The organism is Zobellia russellii (genome assembly GCF_018728565.1).
In the GTDB taxonomy this organism is placed as follows: Bacteria; Bacteroidota; Bacteroidia; order Flavobacteriales; family Flavobacteriaceae; genus Zobellia; species Zobellia russellii.
In genome coordinates this window covers 449858-469309 of the sequence record NZ_JACSOI010000002.1, presented here as the reverse complement: position 1 = coordinate 469309, position 19452 = coordinate 449858, and the positions used below count along the sequence as shown (strand labels likewise).

General features: G+C 39.2%; 18 protein-coding genes. 11 read left to right on the top strand and 7 right to left on the bottom strand.

What is annotated here, in order from left to right:
- Positions 1-2: 2 nt before the first annotated feature.
- The 4 genes from ccoN to H9565_RS07530 form a co-directional block, all read right to left on the bottom strand.
- Positions 3-2207 (bottom strand): cytochrome-c oxidase, cbb3-type subunit I, encoded by a 2205-nt coding sequence (gene ccoN, locus H9565_RS07545; protein WP_215438599.1) that lies wholly within the window; start codon positions 2205-2207, stop codon positions 3-5.
- A gap of 2 nt (positions 2208-2209) precedes the next feature.
- The gene (ccoS, locus tag H9565_RS07540) at positions 2210-2419 is read right to left on the bottom strand and encodes a cbb3-type cytochrome oxidase assembly protein CcoS (protein WP_215438598.1); all 210 of its coding nucleotides are present in this window, start codon (positions 2417-2419) and stop codon (positions 2210-2212) included.
- 195 nt (positions 2420-2614) lie between these two features.
- The gene (locus H9565_RS07535) at positions 2615-3049 is read right to left on the bottom strand and encodes a doxx family protein (protein ID WP_215438597.1); all 435 of its coding nucleotides are present in this window, start codon (positions 3047-3049) and stop codon (positions 2615-2617) included.
- 136 nt (positions 3050-3185) lie between these two features.
- Entirely contained in the window at positions 3186-5582 is a 2397-nt protein-coding gene (locus H9565_RS07530) for a heavy metal translocating P-type ATPase (RefSeq protein WP_215438596.1), read from the bottom strand.
- Positions 5583-5706: 124 nt separating this feature from the next.
- Here H9565_RS07530 and H9565_RS07525 point away from each other — a divergent pair, with 124 nt between their 5' ends.
- The 3 genes from H9565_RS07525 to H9565_RS07515 all read left to right on the top strand — a co-directional run bounded on the left by H9565_RS07525 (position 5707) and on the right by H9565_RS07515 (position 8786).
- Complete coding sequence (locus H9565_RS07525) at positions 5707-6396, top strand: Crp/Fnr family transcriptional regulator (protein ID WP_246560369.1); 690 nt, start codon at positions 5707-5709, stop codon at positions 6394-6396.
- 90 nt (positions 6397-6486) lie between these two features.
- Entirely contained in the window at positions 6487-7389 is a 903-nt protein-coding gene (locus tag H9565_RS07520) for a universal stress protein (protein WP_215438595.1), read from the top strand.
- A gap of 125 nt (positions 7390-7514) precedes the next feature.
- Entirely contained in the window at positions 7515-8786 is a 1272-nt protein-coding gene (locus tag H9565_RS07515; protein ID WP_215438594.1) for an NAD(P)/FAD-dependent oxidoreductase, read from the top strand.
- A gap of 240 nt (positions 8787-9026) precedes the next feature.
- Here H9565_RS07515 and H9565_RS20240 read toward each other — a convergent pair whose 3' ends face one another.
- Positions 9027-9152 carry a hypothetical protein gene (locus tag H9565_RS20240; protein WP_256439076.1) on the bottom strand — a complete coding sequence of 42 codons (126 nt, stop codon included), beginning with the start codon at positions 9150-9152 and terminating at the stop codon, positions 9027-9029.
- A gap of 280 nt (positions 9153-9432) precedes the next feature.
- On the opposite strand from H9565_RS20240, the gene H9565_RS07510 reads away from it, so the two are divergent.
- A complete protein-coding gene (locus H9565_RS07510) occupies positions 9433-10590 on the top strand; it encodes a homogentisate 1,2-dioxygenase (protein WP_215438593.1) in 1158 nt (385 codons plus the stop codon).
- Between the two features lie 87 nt (positions 10591-10677).
- Positions 10678-11232: a nitroreductase family protein gene (locus H9565_RS07505; protein ID WP_215438592.1), complete on the top strand. Its 555-nt coding sequence runs from the start codon at positions 10678-10680 to the stop codon at positions 11230-11232.
- Between the two features lie 14 nt (positions 11233-11246).
- On the opposite strand, the gene H9565_RS07500 is transcribed toward H9565_RS07505, so the two are convergent.
- Positions 11247-12563, bottom strand: a complete 1317-nt coding sequence (locus H9565_RS07500; RefSeq protein ID WP_215438591.1) for a serine hydrolase domain-containing protein — start codon at positions 12561-12563, stop codon at positions 11247-11249.
- Positions 12564-12571: 8 nt separating this feature from the next.
- Positions 12572-13087: a DUF456 domain-containing protein gene (locus H9565_RS07495; RefSeq protein ID WP_215438590.1), complete on the bottom strand. Its 516-nt coding sequence runs from the start codon at positions 13085-13087 to the stop codon at positions 12572-12574.
- Between the two features lie 199 nt (positions 13088-13286).
- Between H9565_RS07495 and H9565_RS07490 the strand changes: the two genes are divergently transcribed.
- The 6 genes from H9565_RS07490 (at position 13287) to hemW (ending at position 19376) form a co-directional block, all read left to right on the top strand.
- On the top strand, positions 13287-13667 hold the full coding sequence (locus tag H9565_RS07490; protein WP_215438589.1) for a BlaI/MecI/CopY family transcriptional regulator: 381 nt from the start codon (positions 13287-13289) through the stop codon (positions 13665-13667).
- An 11-nt stretch (positions 13668-13678) separates the two neighbouring features.
- On the top strand, positions 13679-15643 hold the full coding sequence (locus H9565_RS07485; RefSeq protein ID WP_215438588.1) for a M56 family metallopeptidase: 1965 nt from the start codon (positions 13679-13681) through the stop codon (positions 15641-15643).
- Position 15644: 1 nt separating this feature from the next.
- Positions 15645-16784, top strand: a complete 1140-nt coding sequence (locus tag H9565_RS07480) for a tetratricopeptide repeat protein (protein WP_215438587.1) — start codon at positions 15645-15647, stop codon at positions 16782-16784.
- 129 nt (positions 16785-16913) lie between these two features.
- Positions 16914-17384, top strand: a complete 471-nt coding sequence (locus tag H9565_RS07475; RefSeq protein WP_215438586.1) for a hypothetical protein — start codon at positions 16914-16916, stop codon at positions 17382-17384.
- Between the two features lie 10 nt (positions 17385-17394).
- Positions 17395-17949, top strand: coding sequence for a crossover junction endodeoxyribonuclease RuvC (ruvC, locus tag H9565_RS07470; protein ID WP_215438585.1), 555 nt, complete (start codon positions 17395-17397; stop codon positions 17947-17949).
- Positions 17950-18242: 293 nt separating this feature from the next.
- Positions 18243-19376, top strand: a complete 1134-nt coding sequence (gene hemW, locus H9565_RS07465; protein WP_215438584.1) for a radical SAM family heme chaperone HemW — start codon at positions 18243-18245, stop codon at positions 19374-19376.
- Positions 19377-19452: the final 76 nt, after the last annotated feature.

The following is a 19452-nucleotide window of genomic DNA, read 5'->3' as shown; positions in this document are numbered from 1 at the left end:
TTCTAATTTTTGTTGTCAGATAATAATTCTCCGGTTTCCTTCACCTTAATATCAGTGCCTAAACGTTGTAAGTAGGCGATTAGAGCTACAATCTCACGATCTCTCATTTCTACAAATTCCTCACCGTTTTCGGCGGCATAAGCTTTATCGGCCTCATAGCTTTTTGCAAAATCAGGGTCTGTGTACAGGTTTTTTTCAATTTTTTCTGCCTGCTCATCCATTAAGGCATCGGCATTTGCAATATCGTCTTCGGTATAAGGCACGCCAAGGGTTACCATGGCTTCCATTTTAGTTTGAATATTGCTTCGGTCATGCTCGTTTCTAACAAGCCAAGCGTAGGCAGGCATTATTGAACCGGATGAGGTACTTTGTGGGTCGTACATGTGGTTCAGGTGCCAGTTATCGGAGTATTTTCCTCCAACCCTTAATAGGTCTGGCCCTGTACGTTTACTACCCCAAAGGAATGGGTGGTCATATACGAATTCACCTGCCTTTGCATATTCGCCATAACGCTCTACCTCACTTCTAAAAGGACGAACCATTTGTGAGTGGCAGCTAACACAACCTTCTCGAATATACAGGTCACGACCTTCAAGCTCCAAAGGCGTATAAGGTTTTACACTGGTAATCGTGGGTATGTTAGATTTCACCAATATGGTCGGCACAATCTGTATAATGCCGCCAATCAAAATAGCAACAGTTGCTAAAATTGTTAATTGAATAGGCTTACGCTCTAACCATGTATGGAAAGTTTCACCAGCTGTTCTGTGTTTTGAAACACGAGTAAGTGCTGCAGCTTCGGCCAACTCATCTTCAATAACGCTACCGGATTTTATAGTACGCACAACGTTATAGATCATGACTATTGCTCCAAAAATATAGAGGCTGCCCCCAATAGCACGCATCCAGTACATAGGCATAATTTCTACTACGGTTTCTAAGAAGTTACCGTAAACCAAGGTGCCATCTGGGTTAAAGTCTTTCCACATTAAGGCTTGTGTAAACCCGGCAACATACATGGGCAATGCATATAAAATGATTCCCAAGGTTCCGATCCAAAAGTGAAAGTTTGCCAAGCCGGTGGAAAATAACTTGTTCTTGGTCATTTTAGGAACCAACCAATAGATCATACCAAATGTCAAGAATCCGTTCCACGCCAAAGCACCAACGTGTACGTGGGCAATGATCCAGTCGCTAAAGTGGGCAATGGCGTTCACGTTTTTAAGTGAAAGCATTGGACCTTCAAAAGTGGCCATACCATAACCGGTAATGGCAACCACCATAAATTTTAGAACGGGATCGGTACGTACTTTGTCCCAAGCCCCACGCAAGGTTAATAGTCCGTTGATCATACCACCCCAAGAAGGAGCCAAAAGCATGATCGAGAAAGCAACCCCTAAGTTCTGTGCCCAATCCGGTAAAGCAGAATATAATAGGTGGTGCGGACCGGCCCAGATGTAAATGAAAATAAGAGACCAGAAATGAACTATAGAAAGTCTATAAGAATATACCGGTCTGTTGGCCGCTTTAGGAACAAAATAATACATAAGGCCCAAGAATGGGGTAGTCAAGAAAAAAGCTACCGCATTATGGCCGTACCACCATTGTACCAATGCATCTTGAACTCCTGCGTAAACCGAGTAGCTTTTTAAGGCACTTACGGGCAATTCAATATTATTGAAAATATGAAGTACGGCAACCGTTACGAACGTAGCCAGGTAAAACCAAATAGCTACATATAGATGGCGTTGCCTTCTTTTGATCATGGTACCAATTAGGTTAGCCCCAAAAGCTACCCAAACCAAAGCAATGGCAATATCTATGGGCCATTCAAGTTCAGCATATTCTTTAGAGCTAGTATACCCCAAAGGGAGTGTTATGGCCGCCGCAACAATAATAAGTTGCCAACCCCAGAAATTAAACTTGCTTAGAAAATCACTGTACATACGTGCTTTAAGCAAACGCTGAGTGGAGTAGTAAACCCCGGCGTAAATGGCATTTCCTACAAATGCAAAAATTACCGCGTTGGTATGCAACGGGCGTAAGCGACCAAAACTTAACCATGAAATACCATCGGTTAAATTGGGGAACATGAACATAAAGGCCAGTAATAAGCCCACAGACATACCTACAATACCCCAAAACATGGTTGCATAGAGGAAATTTTTCACGATTTTGTTATCGTAATAAAACTGCTGAACTTCCATAATTATACTTGTTTATTTAGTTGGATTTTCTCTTTCTCTACTTTTTTAGTGACCGTCTTTTTAGGCACGACCAGTTCATCTTCAAAAAGCATGCGTACAGAAGGGGTGTACGAATCATCATACTGACCACTTCTAACTGAAACGATAAATGCTATGAAAAATAGGACCGCAACAAGAATGCTGATAGCCAATAACACATAAATTACACTCATACCTACCTGAATTATGGTGTAAAACTACGGTACGGTTTCGCCATTAAATATGACTTATATCAGGTTTTGATAAATACCTTGAAGATTATTTGTGTGCGTGTTAATTGTCTGTTATTGTGTGTGTTGCGTAACTGTTTGTGAGGAAAAAGTGAAAACAGATTTTGAGTTGCATGAAAGTGGGCCTATAGCAGAAGTTTAGGCTTTTTTGGTGTTCTGGTAAATGGAAATTAAAGCCGCAATTATAATCAAGTTTTTGATTACGTACTGGCCAAGGAGAGTAGGGGCAAAAGGGCTAGAAGTAAACGATATCTCACTTAAAAGTAAAAGAGAGGTAAAGGTGCAGACCATATGGGCAAGGGTTATAATTACCGTTTGCTTTCTATAAATATCCACAAGCAGGAAAATACCGATTCCCGCTTCTAAAATTGCCAAAAGAATGATAGAGGTTTCCCTAGGGATAAGTCCCATCGTGAGCACACTAATGGTGTCTTTGGCCATTTCTTCGGCCGGGCTGGCATCACTAAAGAATTTTAAACTCCCAAACCATAGGTAAACAACACCTATTGAGATTTGCAGGAGTGAAATTTTCTTAAAATGAGTGTATAGCAAAGCTGTCTTTGAAGAAGGCATGTATTGTTTAGTCTAGTTGAGTTGGTTTTTGAACCTTACAAACCTAACTTTTTATAGCATTCGGATTGGTTTTTTAACAGTTAAGTTTTCCGGTTGCATTCAATTTCTTCTCCTTTGTAAGAATAGCCTTTAGAGGTTATTTTAATTCTCTTCCTATTACATTGGTAGCTACCGTTGCGAACGCCACTACGCTTATAGAACTTAAAGGCATTAAAATGGCTGCGATTACAGGCTCCAGTTGTCCTGTAATGGCAAAGTATAGACCTATAATATTATACATTAAGGATAAGAGAAAACATAATTTTATAATTTTCATAGCTTTTTTGGAAGCCATGATATACTTGTTCAACTGTTTAAATTTGGAAGCGTCCATAATTCCATCACTGGCAGGAGAAAAAACATTAATGTTTTCGGATATGGCAAGTCCTACTTCGGCTTGGGCCAATGCTCCGGCGTCATTTAGTCCATCGCCTACCATGAGTACTTTTTTACCTTGTTCTTGCAAGGATTTTATAAACTCCAGTTTGTGCTGTGGTTTTTGGTTGAAATAAAGAGGCGTAAGCTTGGGCAGCAATTTTTCCAATCGTGGTTTTTCTCCTTCGTTATCTCCTGATAGGATAGCCACTCCAAAATTTTTGGACATTTCTTGAAATACTTCAGAAACCCCATCACGGTATTGATTGTGAAAAACGTAGCGGCCTTTATAGGTGTCATTACTGCTAACATGTACAGAAGTCGTAAGTGCGTCAGCAGTTTCAGTGTTGCCTACAAAAGTGGCGGAACCTGCTTTTATGTGGGTGTTGTCCTTTATGCCCTCCACACCTTTGCCAATATGCTCTTCGTATTCATCTAGGGTAATAATGTTTTGCTGGGCCAACAGGTTATAAAGGGTTCTACTTAGTGGGTGGTTAGAGCCTCGCAAGGTATTTTTAAGCAAAGAAGCTTCGGCTTCCGAGAGGGGCATTCCCTCATAGGTGGCGGTACTTTTTTTAGAAGTAGTAATGGTGCCTGTTTTATCAAAAATAGCGGTATCTATTTGTGCGAGCTGTTCTATGGTCCTGGTATCTTTCAGGTAAAATTTTTTCCTACCAAAAATACGCAGCATATTACCAAGGGTAAAGGGTGAGGCCAAAGCAATCGCACATGGGCAAGCAATTATTAAGACAGCCGTAAAAACGTTCATAGCTTTGCTTGGGTCATATACAAGCCAGAACAGTGCAGATAAAAAAGCAATGGAAAGTACCGCAATGGTGAATCTTCTTCCAATACTATCGGTCAAGGTCTGAAACTTAGTGGCTTTATCCTCTTGAAAAACACTGTTGCCCCACAATTGGGTAAGATAACTCTGTGAAACCGATTTTAAGGCCTCCATCTCTATAGCACCCTGAAGCTGTTTTCCGCCGGCAAAGACTTTGTCTCCGGATTCTTTTTTAACCGGTTCGGATTCACCGGTAACAAAACTATAATCAATACGGGCTTGTCCGTTTATCAGTATACCATCAACAGGAATCAATTCTTCGTTTCTAATCAATAATCGGTCGCCTTTTTTTATGTCGTGCACTTGAGCGGTTTCTTCTTTGCCTTCTCTAGAAATACGGGTTATGGCAATAGGGAAATAGGATTTATAATCACGTTCAAACGATAAAAAAGAATAGGTTTTTTGCTGAAAAAATTTTCCTAGGAGCAAGAAAAAGACCAAACCGGTGAGCGAATCGAAAAATCCACTTCCCCAGCCAAATGTAATTTCTAGCGTGCTGCGCAGAAAGAGTACTAAAATTCCTAGGGCAATGGGTACGTCTATATTCAATAGGTTACTTCTTAGTCCTTTATAGGCCGATATAAAATAATCCCTGCCCGCATAGAGGAGGACAGGCAATGAAAACAGGAACATGAGCCAGTGAAATACCGGTTCATATCTGTTGAGCCAGAACTCACCGCCAGATGCATCACTGGAGGAGAGGTCAAAATAATCCGGAAAAGAAAGAAACATGACATTGCCAAAAGCAAAACCGGCAACCCCAAGTTTATAAATTAAGCTGCGATCGGTACCTTTCTTTTTGTTATCAAAATCATCTAATGATATACTAGGCTCATAACCAATCCTTGCTAATAGGGTAACTACTTCTTTCAATGAAACATCAGCACTGTTGTATGTAATACGGACCGTCTTCTTAGGAAAATCAACTTGGCCGCTTTTTATGGACGGATTCAGTTTGTTAAGATTTTCAAGTATCCAAATACAAGAACTGCAATGAATATGGGGTATGGAGAGATTTACAATTTGGAGGTCACCATCATTGAATTCAATAAGGCGTTCAGTAATTGCTGTTGAATCTAAAAAAGCGTATCTTCCATCAATAGCTTTTGGGGTTGCCCCTGCGGCCGATTGTATATCGTAATAGTAGTTTAAATCATTGCTAGATAGAATTTCATAAACGGTCTTGCAGCCGTTACAACAGAAATTTTTATCATCTAGGACTATGACATTGGAGTCACAGTCATTACCGCAATGGAAACAATTATTAGGATTCATCTTTACACTTGCTAATACCTGTTACAAAGGTGCGGGTTATGGATGTTTAAAAACATGACAATTGTCAGGTTTTGTGTAGACTACGAACGGTACCTTTGTAGTGTCAGGTATAAATAATAGAGTTATGAATAGTAGATGTGAAAATTGTATAATACGGCAATTCAATTCGTTACGGGCCATGAGCAAAGAAGAATTGAAGAAAGTGTCCGATTCCAAAATCTCCAAGACTCTTAAAAAAGGTGAAGCCCTTTTTCACGAAGGCCAACAATTAGATGGTGTTTTTTGTGTTAGGGACGGTGTGTCCAAAATGTCTAAACTTAGTGCCAACGGAAAGGATCAAATAGTGAAGTTGGCCAGTAAGGGTGCCGTAATGGGGCAACGTTCCGTAATTGCGGAAGAGGTTACGAACCTGAGTGCTATTGCGGTGAGTGATATGGAGGTGTGTTTTATACCCAAAGATGTTATTTCAAATACGCTTGACTGTAACCCGAATTTTGCGGTTGAGGTATTACGCCATATGGCCCACGATTTAAAGGAGGCAGATGATGTTATTGTAAATATGTCCCAGAAAACCGTGAAGCAACGAATGGCCGAAGCCTTTTTATACCTCAAAAAGAATTACGGAGAGGATGATGAAGGATTCTTGAAATTAACCTTGTCCAGAGAAGATTATTCCAATGTGGTGGGCACCGCTACCGAATCCTGTATCCGGATTATTTCCGAATTTAAGAAAAAGGGATTGATCAAGACTTCCGGAAAACGGATTGGGGTGGTTGAGGAACGTAAACTTTTAGACCTGATTGAAGGTTTCTAAAAGCGCACTTCTCAAAAACTGATATATGTCATAGTTTGCTTATGGGTTTGGTTCTACTTTTACCCTTGAAGATTTCAATAAAAAAAGTAGATGAAAAATATTTTACTTCCCACAGATTTTTCGGCAAATGCATGGAATGCGGCGCGTTACGCCATAGAGCTTTTTGAAAATGAAGCTTGTAACTTTTATGTGCTAAATACCTATACGCCCCATATTGCACACAGTAGGTTCATGGCTGCCAATGTTTCTGACGGACAAATAGAGGATTCGGCACGAAGACAATCAGAAGAAGGGTTAACTAACTTCATTTCAGGAATACAGGCCCAGTTCCAAAACCCTAAGCATAAATTCACGGCCATATCTTCTTTTTCAATGTTGGTAGACGAGATACGGGAAGTGGTGGATGATTATAACATAGATTTGGTCATTGCCGGAACCAAAGGGGCATCTAGTCTAGATGAGGTCTTTATGGGTAGTAACACGGTACGAATAATAAAGGCGGTAAAGAGATGCCCGGTACTTGCCGTTCCTCAGCATTTTAAATTTAAAACACCGGATGAAATAGCTTTTGCAACAGATTTCAATCGTTTTTATACGGAGTCGGAGCTTAAGCCTCTTTTGGATATGGCCCTTACCTTTAACGCCGTAATTAGGATAGTGCACGTACAGCACAAAATTTCCGCCTTAACGGAACTTCAGAAGTTTAATTTAGGTATGCTGCGCAAATATCTAAATGGTGTGGAGCATTACGTACATACGGTTTCGGAACTGAATTCCATTTCCAAAACGCTTGAGGTGTTTAGCAATGAGTTGGATATTCACCTGTTGGCCATGCTCCATTACCAACATAGTTATATGGAAAATATAACTAGGGAGCCTGTGGTGAAACGTGTGGCTTTTCACACGCAGATACCTTTGTTGGTTATACCGGAACTGGGTATGTGCAGTTCTTCAAAGAGCCGGAAAGAGGAGAGTTCTTTAGTTTCTGAGTAATCAATTTTTACAATAGCGGGCCAATACAATCTTAATTTTTTTATTGCGATAATATTATATGTTATATTTCTCAAAATAAAAAAGATACTCTAGGGGTTCTTCTTAATTTTGTAAAAAAATTAGCGATGAACCTTCCTAATACAGGTCAGAAGAGATTAGTGATCATTGGTGGCGGTTTTGCCGGAATATCACTAGCAAAAAAACTTAGTGAAATAGACTTACAGATTGTTTTACTGGATAAGCATAACTACCATACATTTCAACCCTTATTATATCAAGTTTCAACCAGCGGTCTTGAGCCGGATTCCATTGCGTACCCTATTCGCAAAGTGCTAAAACACTTGGAGAATTTTTACTTTAGACTGGCCAATGTTGAGCGTATTGACCCCGAACAAAAACTGATTTTTACAGATACGGGAAACCTAGAATATGATTATCTGGTTCTGGCAACAGGTACAAAGACCAACTATTTTGGAAACCAGCAGATTGCCCAGTACTCCATGTCTATGAAGAGTGTGCCGCAGGCATTGGACATTAGAAGTCTCATGTTGCAGAATTTTGAAAAGGCAGATGATTCCCAAGATCCTATAGAGCGCAAAGCCTTACTTAATTTTTGCATTGTGGGAGCGGGACCAACGGGAGTTGAGCTTGCCGGGGCATTTGCAGAATTAAAGAATAATGTATTTCCAAAGGATTATAGGCACCTGAATGTAGATGAAATGGAAATCAACCTGTTCGAGGGCGGCCCTAGGGTCTTACCTCCAATGAGTGAGAACGCCTCTAAAAAGGCTACCAAATTTTTAAAGGAATTGGGTGTGCGCGTACATCTAAATGCTATTGCCAGTAATTATGATGGAGAACAGGTTACCTTAAAGGACGGAAGCACGCTACGTACTAAAAACTTTATTTGGACGGCGGGTGTAACGGGTGCTGCAATTGAGGGTTTTGCACCCCATATATTGGTAGAACGATTGAATAGGTATAAAGTAAACCGGTTCAATCAAGTAGAGGGGTATGATTCGGTTTTTGCTATTGGAGATATTGCTTATATGGAAACAGAGGCTTTTCCTAAAGGGCACCCACAAGTGGCGCAACCTGCAATCCAACAAGGGGAGCTTTTGGCCAAAAATTTGGAGAAATTGCTAGAGGGTAAGGAAATGAAACCTTTTACCTATGTAGATAAAGGAACCATGGCTACTGTAGGAAGAAATAAGGCCGTAGCCGACATCAAAAAACTAAAATTTGGAGGCTTTTTTGCATGGTTCATTTGGATGTTCGTGCACTTAATGGCGCTTGTTGGTTTTAGGAACAAGGTGATTGTATTTTTTAACTGGGCCTACAATTACATCAATTATGATAAAGCGGCAAGGCTTATTCTAAGGCGTTTTAACCCCTAGATCATAGTTTAGCGGTACAGATAGCAATTAATTAAAATGCTTTAGTATCTTTGCCATGTTGTGTTGTGACCCAGAGCCTGTATAGGTTTGGGCCAATGAAAGGCTTTCCATGTTGGAAGGCTTTTTTTGTGCGCTGTTTGCAGGTGGTTTCCCTTTTAGGGTAGCGATCGGACACATGAAACCATCGGGCTACCTTTAGGAATTAATAGGTAGACCTAATGATATTCTGACTCTAAAAGCTTAGATTTTTTGCAGTTGGCGTTCAAGAAGATTTTCTTGGTTGCGTTTAGAAGTTACTTTGTTCTGGATGGATAACCATGCTTTTTTTGCCTTTTCCGCTTTTAACTGATATTGTGTTTTTTGCATGATACGAGGTTTAAGGTTTTGGTTTTTTACTGGTTTTTTAAAACTGGTCAAAAGAGTTGAATCTTTTCAGTTTTACATCGCTCATTCTCATCAACTTAACAACACTTCAAACTTACGGCAAATAGATTTGTTTTCATCGATGAAACACGTTAATAAAACGTTTTTTCCATTTTAAGAATTTTGTCCTGTTCTAATAATTTCATCCATTTATAAAAAGGGCCAAATATGCGATATCGATAAAAAAGCCGTATTTTTAAACTAGATTTTTAAAGAAAAAACGATGCCTTTATATCATAAACTAGGAAAGTTTCCGCAAAAGCGACATACCATTTTCAAAAAAGACGATGGCACTTTGCACTACGAACAATTGTTCGGCACCATTGGTTTTGATGGCATGTCTTCTTTACTATATCATTTACATAGGCCTACCCAAGTAAAAGAAGTGGGCAAAACTTTAGATATTGCTCCAAGGGCCGCTGTAGAATACAATATAAAATCTAGGTTGCTCAAGGGGTTTCAGGTTGCTCCGGAAGATGACTATTTGCAGAGTCGTAAAACGGTTCTTTTTAACAATGATGTTCACGTAGGGCTTGCGGCACCAAGAAAATCGTTAACGGAGTACTTTTATAAGAATACAGATGCAGATGAGCTTTTGTTCGTTCATAAGGGTTCGGGAACGTTAAAGACCTTGTTAGGAGAAATTCCTTTTGAATATGGGGACTATTTGGTGATTCCCAGGGGTATGATATATCAGATTGAATTTGATACCGAAGACAACCGTTTGTTGATAACCGAAAGCTATCATCCTATTTACACACCTAAAAGATATCGTAACTGGTTTGGACAACACTTGGAGCATTCGCCTTTTTGCGAGCGTGATTTTAAGTTGCCCCAAAATCTCCAGACTTTTGATGAAAAGGGCGAGTTTTTAATTAAAGTGAAGAAGCAAGGGCAATTGCACCATATGATTTATGCTACACATCCCTTTGATGTTGTGGGCTGGGACGGATATAATTTTCCGTATGGGTTCTCAATTCATAATTTTGAACCTATTACGGGTCGCGTACACCAACCGCCACCAGTACACCAGACGTTTGAGACCAGTGCCTTTGTAGTATGCTCGTTCTGTCCTAGGTTGTACGATTATCACCCGCAGTCCATTCCCGCACCGTACAATCATTCCAATATAGATTCGGATGAAGTGCTCTATTACGTAGATGGTGATTTTATGAGTAGAAAAGGTATTGATGAAGGGTACATCTCCTTACACCCAGCGGGTATTCCCCATGGTCCGCATCCAGGCACCTATGAAGCCAGTATAGGAAAGAGCAAAACCGAAGAGCTTGCGGTAATGATAGACACGTTTAAGCCGCTAAAACTCACCCAACAGGCCATGGATATAGATGATGGCAAATATTATAAAAGTTGGTTGGAGTAGATCTATGAGAGGTCTGTTATCTTTTTGCTAAAGCCCATGCTAGACTCTCGCTTTTTGGATACTTTTGAAAAAGAAAATAAAAGATAAGTGATATTAGATTTAATAAAAAATAGACGTTCTGTCTTTCCGGCGCAATACAATGATAAGCCAATAGCCAAGGCCGATATTGAGAAAATATTGGAAGCGGCCAATTGGGCACCCACCCACAAGAAAACCGAACCGTGGAGGTTTCGAGTTTTACAGGGCGAGTCCCAAGAAAAATTGGGATTATTCCTTTCTCTGAAATATTTGGAGAATGAACCGAACCCAAAAGAATTCAAAGCCAAAAAACTGATTGAAAATCCTAAACGTGCCGGTGCAATTATTGCTATTTGTATGCAAAGGGACCCCGCTCAAAGTATTCCTGAATGGGAAGAAGTAGCTGCTACGGCAATGGCGGTCCAGAACATGTGGCTCTGCTGTACGGATATGGGTATAGGTTGCTATTGGAGCTCACCGGGACTCGTTAAGCACATGAACGATTTCTTTGAAATGAACCAAGGCGAAGCTTGTTTGGGTTTTTTCTATATGGGCTATACGGATGAGGCCATCCAAGAGGGGCAGCGGACCCCAATTGCGGATAAAGTAGTTTGGATGGATTAAGGCCCGTCCAAAGCCTATTCCCTAGTGTACGTATACGTGCTTCCTCCTTGTTTTAGTAGCATGGTCTTTTCTTCTGGGTTAAATTCCAGACGTACGCCTGCTTGGTGAAACTCAAAAGCATGCTCTTCTACAGCTTCCAACGGAAATGAAGGCTGACCGGTAGCTTGTGCTGTTAAGTTTCCTTCACTCTGGGTAATAGTAAGTTTTAAGTGCAGTTGTTTGCTTCCATAAATGCCTAAATATTTTTCTAAATCTTCTGCCGTAACCTCAATGGTTTGAAAATTGGGTAGGTTAAAAGACTTGTCATAATATGCCGCTAAAACTGCAATGAGAATATCATTGTTGCTATAACGAGTGCCGTTAGATGTGAGTGCCACGGAAATATGGTCCTTGGGAAATGTAGCTAGTTGAGAAGTAAAACCGTCTATACCACCATTGTGTCCAAATCCTTTTTTAGTAAAATAAGGCATTTCAAACAATCCCATGCCGTAACCATCTTCAAAAGTCTTCATTTGTTTTAGACTTTCTTTGGCAATGAGTTTTCCTTCATATAGAGCGGTGGAAAAGGTATTAAGGTCAGTAGGAGTAGAGACTATGGCCCCAGCTCCTATTGGGATGGACATATGGGTTTCATAAGACTTGTTCCAGCGGGTGTCATAATTATATGAAAAAGCCTCATTGTTGTTGGTATCTATGGTGCTCCCCATATAGGTGTTTTTCAATTGCAGGGGGTCAGTTATTTTTGTTTTAATAAGATTGGCGTAACTGTCCTTTAACACGTCTTCCAGAATAAAAGTCAATAGCTGATAATTGGAGTTGCTGTATTCTCCTTTACTATTAGGTTCAAAAATGCTACCCCCTTGTTCTATGAGTTCCAGTAGTTGCTGTCTTGTTTTAGGTTGCGTATTCCACAGGAGGTAATCCGGTCTGCTGGTAACATTGGCAATACCACTTCGGTGATTAAGCAAATTACCAATGGTAATGTTAGAGGCATTTTTAATGTTTGGAAAAAAGTTGGCTATAGGTTGGTCCAGAGTTATTTTTCCTTCTTCAATGGCCATAAAAGTAAGTACGGAAGTAAACATTTTAGTAATGGAACCCACTCTGAATTTTGTGTTTACATTTACTTTCTTTTCGGTTTCCATATCGGCATAACCAATAGTCTTGGTGTAGATGGTCTTTCCATTATGGGAAAGGGCCACACTTCCCATAAAACGGTCATGTTTTTCCAGAGCGGTAAATAGGCTGTCTAGCTTTGGGGAACTGAAATCTTGCGAAAAAAGAGAAAGACTAATGAGGGTAAAACCAAGTAAGCAGATTATCTTTTTCATGAGATGTATTAGTTAAGAAATGGAAATAATTCTAGCCGGTAGTTCCATGCTTTGGAGATAAAGAGTCCTAAATAGATTATAGCGATCAAGAACTTCATAAAAGTTCCGGTCAAAAAGCCTAAGAACGACCCAAATGCGGCTTTAGTGGCTGTTTTTCCATCGGCTTTGTTCAGTAATTCGCCAACTAAGGCACCAACAAATGGCCAAATTATAATTCCAAACGGACCTAAAATTGGAAAGAAAAGGGCAACCAAAAGACCAAGAGTGGTACCAATAACACCATATTTTGTACCCCCGAATTTCTTTGTCCCCATGGCCGGAATTACATAGTCCAAGCCAAAAACCAACAGGGCCAGAGCGGCTGTAATTCCCAAGAACAAATTGTCTTGGGGGACCGCCTGAGTAAGGTGTAATAACAATAGGCCTGCCCAACTAATAGGAGGTCCGGGTAGAACCGGTAGGAAACTTCCCAGAATGCCAATGAGCATAAAGATGAAGCCTAAAATGAGTAATACAATGTCCATTTTATCAATTTTCTGTTTGACGAAGATAACCTCATTTTGTTACACCCTAAAAGGATATGAATTTAATTACTTACTGTTTTGTTTGATGTTCAGTTAGTTAGTATCCGTTGATGTGATTTTTATTTTTCAAACTAAAATATTAGTTTAAACTATATTTTTAGTTATATTTGTTTTGTAGATGAACTAAATACTTAGTTAAATGAAGCAATTAACAAAAGCAGAAGAAGAGGTGATGCAGCAGTTGTGGCAACTGGAAAAATGCAATGTTGCCGCTATTATTGAACAATTACCAGAACCAAAACCGGCATATAACACCGTATCCACCATTGTAAGGATTTTAGAAAGTAAAGGTTTTGTAGGTCATGAAAAGGAAGGGAAGGGCTACTTGTATTTTCCTATCGTGAAGAAGTCAGATTATAGCAATCAGAGTATTAATAAGCTGGTAGACGGCTATTTTCAGGGTTCCTTTAAAAGTATGGTCTCTTTCTTTATGAAGAAGAATGATATGAGCCTATCGGAATTGGAGTCCATTTTAAAGGATATTAAAAAACCTGACGAGACAAATAAAAAGAATAATTAAAATCTGTTTTGATGATACAGTACATTCTAGAGTGCATTGCCTTTCAATTGGTTTTTCTTGTTATTTATGATTTTTTCTTAAAACGGGAGACCTTTTTTCAATGGAATCGCTTTTATCTTTTGAGCACGTTTTTGCTGTCTTTAGTGCTGCCCTTTATAAAAATAGAAGCTTTTAAAACCACAGTGGAACAGCCCTATATTGAATATGGCGAGGAATTTTGGGGGGTAAATAATGCCCTTGTAGTTGGGGTTCAGGAGCCTACGGCAATAGACATTTCATGGCAAATGGTATTATTTGTATCTGGAGCACTAGTAGCTACGTTGTTATTGGTTTATAAGCTGCGCCAGCTGTATCTTTTGAGTACAAAAGGAGACAGGATTAGTTTCAAGGAGTTTACGCAAATATTGATTCCCAATAGTAATATGGCTTTCTCCTTTTTTAAATCAATTTTTATTGGGGATAAAGTTTCAAAAACGGATTACACCAATATCATAGCCCATGAATTGGTTCATATTAAGCAAGGCCATTCTTGGGATTTGCTCTTTTTTGAGCTTATGCGCATTGTTGGCTGGTTTAATCCGCTGGTTTATGTCTATCAAAATAGAATTTCGGAATTGCACGAGTTCATCGCCGATGCAAAAGTTGCGAAAAACAATAAAAACGAACAATACCAATTGTTGCTTTCCCAAGTATTCCAAACACAGAATATATCATTCATCAATCATTTTTTTAAATCATCATTAATCAAAAAACGAATTGTCATGTTACAAAAATCACAATCAAAATCGGTTTTCAAATTAAAGTATTTGGCATTGGTGCCCTTGATTTTGGGGATGTTGTTTTATACTTCGTGCGAAAACGATGATGAAAACAGTCTGGAGGATAATGAAAATATCATAACCGTAAGTAGCGTAGATAACCTCTCTGAAGAAGAGGAAACTAAGGTGTATGCAAGATTGAGGTCGCTAGCCGATTCTGAAGAAGCCTGGAGCTTAAAGGTAGAAGATTCTGAAATTTCTTTGAAGTTGGAAAGTACAAAGGATGACGTATTTGTTTCGGGGATTAACAATGAGCCAATTCGGGCTAAAATGACTATTGATAATAATGGTTCGCCAAAGTACTTCAAAAACTTTACACCTTCTGCAGGCGAACCGTACGATTGGAAGAAGATTTATAGAGAAGAAAATCTAGTGCCTTTCTCTTATGTAGATAAAGTGCCGGTTTTTCCCGGATGTGAAGGTGAAGCAGACGTGAGAGCTTGCTTTCAACAAAATATCCAGAAACATATTAGTAAACATTTTAAATATCCCGAAGAAGCTCAGAGACAAGGAATTCAAGGCAGGGTAAGTATTATGTTTACTATTGATGAAGATGGTTCAATTGTAGATATTCGAAAAAGAGGTCCCCATGAATTATTAGAAAATGAAGCGGTTCGTATCATTGAAAAATTGCCACGTATGACACCGGGTTCTTATGAAGGTAAAATCGTGAAGGTCCCATTTTCAATTCCTATATTTTTTAGATTAGAACAAGCAGGGTTCAATCCATTTTCAGTAGATGCTAACTATGTGCAGATGCAACAGGAACAAATAGCCAAGTTATCTACTGAGGCGCAAATGGCTTATGGGAATTCCGTAGCATTTAGAAATGTTGACAATCCTCCTGTTTTTCCTGGCTGTGAAAACGCAGATGACATCTTAGATTGTTTTAAGAAAAGTATGTATCGGCATATTTCCAAGAATTTCAGATACCCGGAGAATGCACAGGAAAGAGGTGTTCAGGGAAGGGTAAGCGTTATTTTTCTGATGGATACATCTGGAAATATCACCCACATTTCTACTAGAGGACCTGATGAATCTCTTGAGAAAGAGGCAAGACGTATTATTGCTAAACTACCACAAATAATCCCTGGGAGACATAATGGGAAGCAAGTGAATGTGCCGTATGCCATACCTATAACCTTTAGACTTCGCTAATTTGAGAGTCATAGTTAGTATCTTTTTGTTGGTTTTCTGTGTTACATCAGAAGCCCAAATAGCAACAGCCTCCGTAGCAGATAGTCTCTTCGCTACAGGTAACTACATAAAGGCGATTAACCACTATGCCGAAGATGGTTCCATTACTTCTACTTTACAGATTGCTAGAGCCTATAACGCTATTGGCAATTATGAAAAAGCAATTGCGCAGTATCAGAATGTGCTGTCTCAAGATGCAACGCTTCAAATTGCAAAATTTGAACTGGGAAAGCTGTATCTGAAAACAAAAGACTTTACGAATGCGGAGGCCCTATTTTTAGAACTGACGCATGCTGCAAGTAACAACCCCGAGTATCATTTTTATTTGGGAGAGACTTTTCGTGAAGAAAAAAAGACGGAGCGTGGTCTGGCGTCTTACAAAAATGCAGTGGTAATTGATAGTACACATTTAAGAAGTCTGTTTCAATTAGGGAAATATTATGTGGGCCAGAGAGAAAAAGATTCGGCCTTAACATTTATTGATAAGGGACTTCATTTCTATGAAAATGATGTGGCGATGCTCAACTTAAAAGCATTGGCGTATTATAACAATGATGAATACACTAAAGCGCGTCCGTATTTTGAAAAGTTAATAGCATTGGGCGAGCATAAGGAGTATATCTACGATAAATTGGCCTACTGTTATTTTAAAGAATGGGAGTTTGAGCCGGCAAAGATAAATTATAGAAAGGTGCTGGAGTTGAATGATGAAAATGCCGATGCTTATTTCAATTTGGGTCAGGTGTTTTGGAAAGACCGGCAAATAGATAGCGCTCAATACTATATTGAAGAATCCATTACGGTTCAAAAGCCCTTTTTGTTAAGAGAATATGTAGCTTTAGCGGGAATCGCAAGGAATAAGGACGATATGAAAACAGCTTTAAAATACTACAAACTGGCACATCAAGAAGACCCGGATGATGCACTGGTCTATCACAATGTTTGTACAGTGGCGGATCAGTATTACAAAGACCCTAAAATCAAATTAACGTATTATCAAAAATTTGACGAGAGATTTGGTGATAAAAACGACTATATGTCCAAAATGGTAAACAAGCGTATTTCTGAATTAAAAGAGGAAATCCATTATGATGTAAAATAACCACTATCATTTTTCAATTCCATTTTTTTAATTGAAAATTGCCATTTTGGAGTATTTTCCTTGCGAGAATAGCGATTCATAGCACAAACCTCCACAAAAAATCGTAATTTCCGCCTAGAATTTAGGGCAATGCGAAACCTCACAATTTTATGTTTTTTGTTCTTGCTTACCGCATGCAATTGGTCGGCGTCAAAGGAAGAGAAGACCCAAGAATTGGTCAATAAAGAGATATTGAGCATAGATTGGGAAGATGTGGACCAATACCCTCTTTTTGCCGATTGTGATGAAATTGCTTCTAAACAAGAGCAAAAGCAATGCTTTATGGCAACGCTTTTGAAACATTTTTCCAAAACGCTAGAAGAATCGGATTTTGTGGTTCAAGAAGCAATAAAAGACACTATTTTTGTAGACTTTTTAATGGAGGCTTCAGGGGCCATATCCCTTTTACATATTGATAAAGGTAATATAACCGAAGACCAGCTTCCAGGTTTTGATCAACAAATAGAAAAAAGCCTGAACAGTTTGCCCAAAATTGAACCCGCACTTAAAAGAGGCATTCCGGTTAGGGCTAAATTTAGAATTCCCATAGTGCTTCAATAAATTAAAATATTTGGCAACAGAAAAAATTATACTCGGTATTGATCCAGGTACTACCATTATGGGCTTTGGTCTTATAAAAGTGGTAGGAAAAAAAATGGAGTTCATCCAAATGAACGAATTGATGCTCAAAAAGTATGACGATCACTACACCAAACTTAAACTCATTTTTGAGCGTACCATAGAACTGATAGATACCTATCACCCGGACGAAATTGCCATTGAGGCGCCTTTCTTTGGGAAAAACGTACAATCTATGCTTAAGCTAGGCCGTGCACAGGGTGTGGCTATGGCTGCCGGACTTTCACGCGAAATTCCCATTACCGAATATTTGCCAAAAAAAATAAAAATGGCGATTACCGGAAACGGAAACGCCAGTAAAGAACAAGTTGCTAAAATGCTGCAAAGTGTGTTGAAGTTAAAAACCCTACCCAAGAATTTGGATAGTACGGATGGTCTAGCCGCTGCGGTATGCCATTTCTATAATGAAGGAAGGGTAGAAGTTGGTAAAAGTTACAGCGGGTGGGACGCTTTTGTAAAGCAGAATGCAAAAAGGGTGAAGAAGTAGGGTAGGGATTAGTGGTTAGTAGTTAGTACTGAGTATGGAGTAAAGAGTACTGAGTAATGGGATTTCAACGATGAAATATATAAATAGGAGGAAGTTAGAAGTAGAGGTAAAGGATAATTAAACGAAAAAAATCTTGTGTAAAGCATTTCCTGATGGACGTTTTTTAACTTCTACTAACTACTAACTACTAACTACTAACTACTAACTACTAACTACTAACTACTAACTACTAACTACTAACTACTAACTACTAACTACTAACTACTCAGTACTTAATACTATTACTAAAAAACATGAGCGGCATCTACATTCATATTCCTTTTTGCAAACAGGCTTGTCATTATTGCGACTTCCATTTTTCTACTTCAATGGGAAAGAAAGAGGCTATGGTCCAGGCTTTGCAGAAAGAGCTTTCCTTGAGAAAGGATGAGTTTAAGGATGAGATTGTAGAAACCATCTATTTTGGGGGAGGAACACCTAGTGTATTGAAAACTGAAGAAATTCAGTCCATAATTGATTCGGTTTATGAGCACTATTCGGTTTCGGAGCATCCGGAAATTACCTTAGAGGCCAACCCTGATGATTTATCCACGGAGAAAATAATATCTCTTTCCAAGAGTCCTATTAATCGTTTAAGTATAGGGATTCAATCTTTCTTTGAGGCGGATTTAAAGTTGATGAACCGGGCGCACAACGCCAGCGAAGCCGAAAATTGTATAAGGGAAGCCACCACATATTTTGATAATATATCTATCGATTTAATTTACGGCATTCCGGATATGACCAACGAACGGTGGAGGGAAAACATAGACAAGGCTCTCTCCTTTGGGATTCCGCATATCTCCAGTTATGCCCTCACTGTTGAGCCACAAACTGCCCTTGCCAACTTTATTAAAAAAGGCTTGGTAAAGAATGTTGATGATGAGGTGGCACAGGCGCATTTTCATATTTTGTCCGAAACTTTGGAAGCCGCCGGTTTTGAAAGCTACGAGATATCCAATTTTGGGAAGCCCGGATATTTTTCGCGGAACAATACAGCATACTGGCAACAGAAGAAGTACTTGGGTATTGGCCCGTCTGCCCATTCCTATGATGGGGTTAGTAGGGGCTGGAACATCAATAACAACCCAAAATATTTGAAGTCCATTGAAAAAGGGGAGCTCCCTATGGAAACCGAAACATTATCAATGACCGATACCTATAATGAATATGTAATGACAGGCTTGCGAACCATTTGGGGTGTATCGCTTTCTAGAATTGCATCTGATTTTGGTGAAAAATATCGTGAGTACGCTTTAATGCAGGCCGAAAAACATCTTAAGGATAACTTACTTCATATTAATAGAGACACACTACTGACCACTAAAAAAGGTCGTTTTTTGGCAGACGGTCTCGCATCCGACCTTTTTATGGTAAATTTGGGGTAAATATGAAAGTGAAAATAAGTGCTGTTGTACAGTACGGAAAAGGATAACCGCTTTTAAGTTTTTTAAAGCAAGGATT

Excerpts from the sequence above, each read along its gene's own strand:
- H9565_RS07520 (WP_215438595.1), top strand. The coding sequence starts at position 6,487 with ATGAAAAATATTTTACTTCCCACAGATTTTTCGGCAAATGCATGGAAT.
- H9565_RS07525 (WP_246560369.1), top strand. The coding sequence starts at position 5,707 with ATGAATAGTAGATGTGAAAATTGTATAATACGGCAATTCAATTCGTTA.
- H9565_RS07510 (WP_215438593.1), top strand. The coding sequence starts at position 9,433 with ATGCCTTTATATCATAAACTAGGAAAGTTTCCGCAAAAGCGACATACC.
- H9565_RS07475 (WP_215438586.1), top strand. The coding sequence starts at position 16,914 with ATGCGAAACCTCACAATTTTATGTTTTTTGTTCTTGCTTACCGCATGC.
- H9565_RS07530 (WP_215438596.1), bottom strand. The coding sequence starts at position 5,582 with ATGAATCCTAATAATTGTTTCCATTGCGGTAATGACTGTGACTCCAAT.
- H9565_RS20240 (WP_256439076.1), bottom strand. The coding sequence starts at position 9,152 with ATGCAAAAAACACAATATCAGTTAAAAGCGGAAAAGGCAAAAAAAGCA.
- ccoN (WP_215438599.1), bottom strand. The coding sequence starts at position 2,207 with ATGGAAGTTCAGCAGTTTTATTACGATAACAAAATCGTGAAAAATTTC.
- H9565_RS07495 (WP_215438590.1), bottom strand. The coding sequence starts at position 13,087 with ATGGACATTGTATTACTCATTTTAGGCTTCATCTTTATGCTCATTGGC.
- H9565_RS07515 (WP_215438594.1), top strand. The coding sequence starts at position 7,515 with ATGAACCTTCCTAATACAGGTCAGAAGAGATTAGTGATCATTGGTGGC.
- ccoS (WP_215438598.1), bottom strand. The coding sequence starts at position 2,419 with ATGAGTGTAATTTATGTGTTATTGGCTATCAGCATTCTTGTTGCGGTC.
- hemW (WP_215438584.1), top strand. The coding sequence starts at position 18,243 with ATGAGCGGCATCTACATTCATATTCCTTTTTGCAAACAGGCTTGTCAT.
- H9565_RS07535 (WP_215438597.1), bottom strand. The coding sequence starts at position 3,049 with ATGCCTTCTTCAAAGACAGCTTTGCTATACACTCATTTTAAGAAAATT.
- H9565_RS07500 (WP_215438591.1), bottom strand. The coding sequence starts at position 12,563 with ATGAAAAAGATAATCTGCTTACTTGGTTTTACCCTCATTAGTCTTTCT.
- H9565_RS07490 (WP_215438589.1), top strand. The coding sequence starts at position 13,287 with ATGAAGCAATTAACAAAAGCAGAAGAAGAGGTGATGCAGCAGTTGTGG.
- H9565_RS07485 (WP_215438588.1), top strand. The coding sequence starts at position 13,679 with ATGATACAGTACATTCTAGAGTGCATTGCCTTTCAATTGGTTTTTCTT.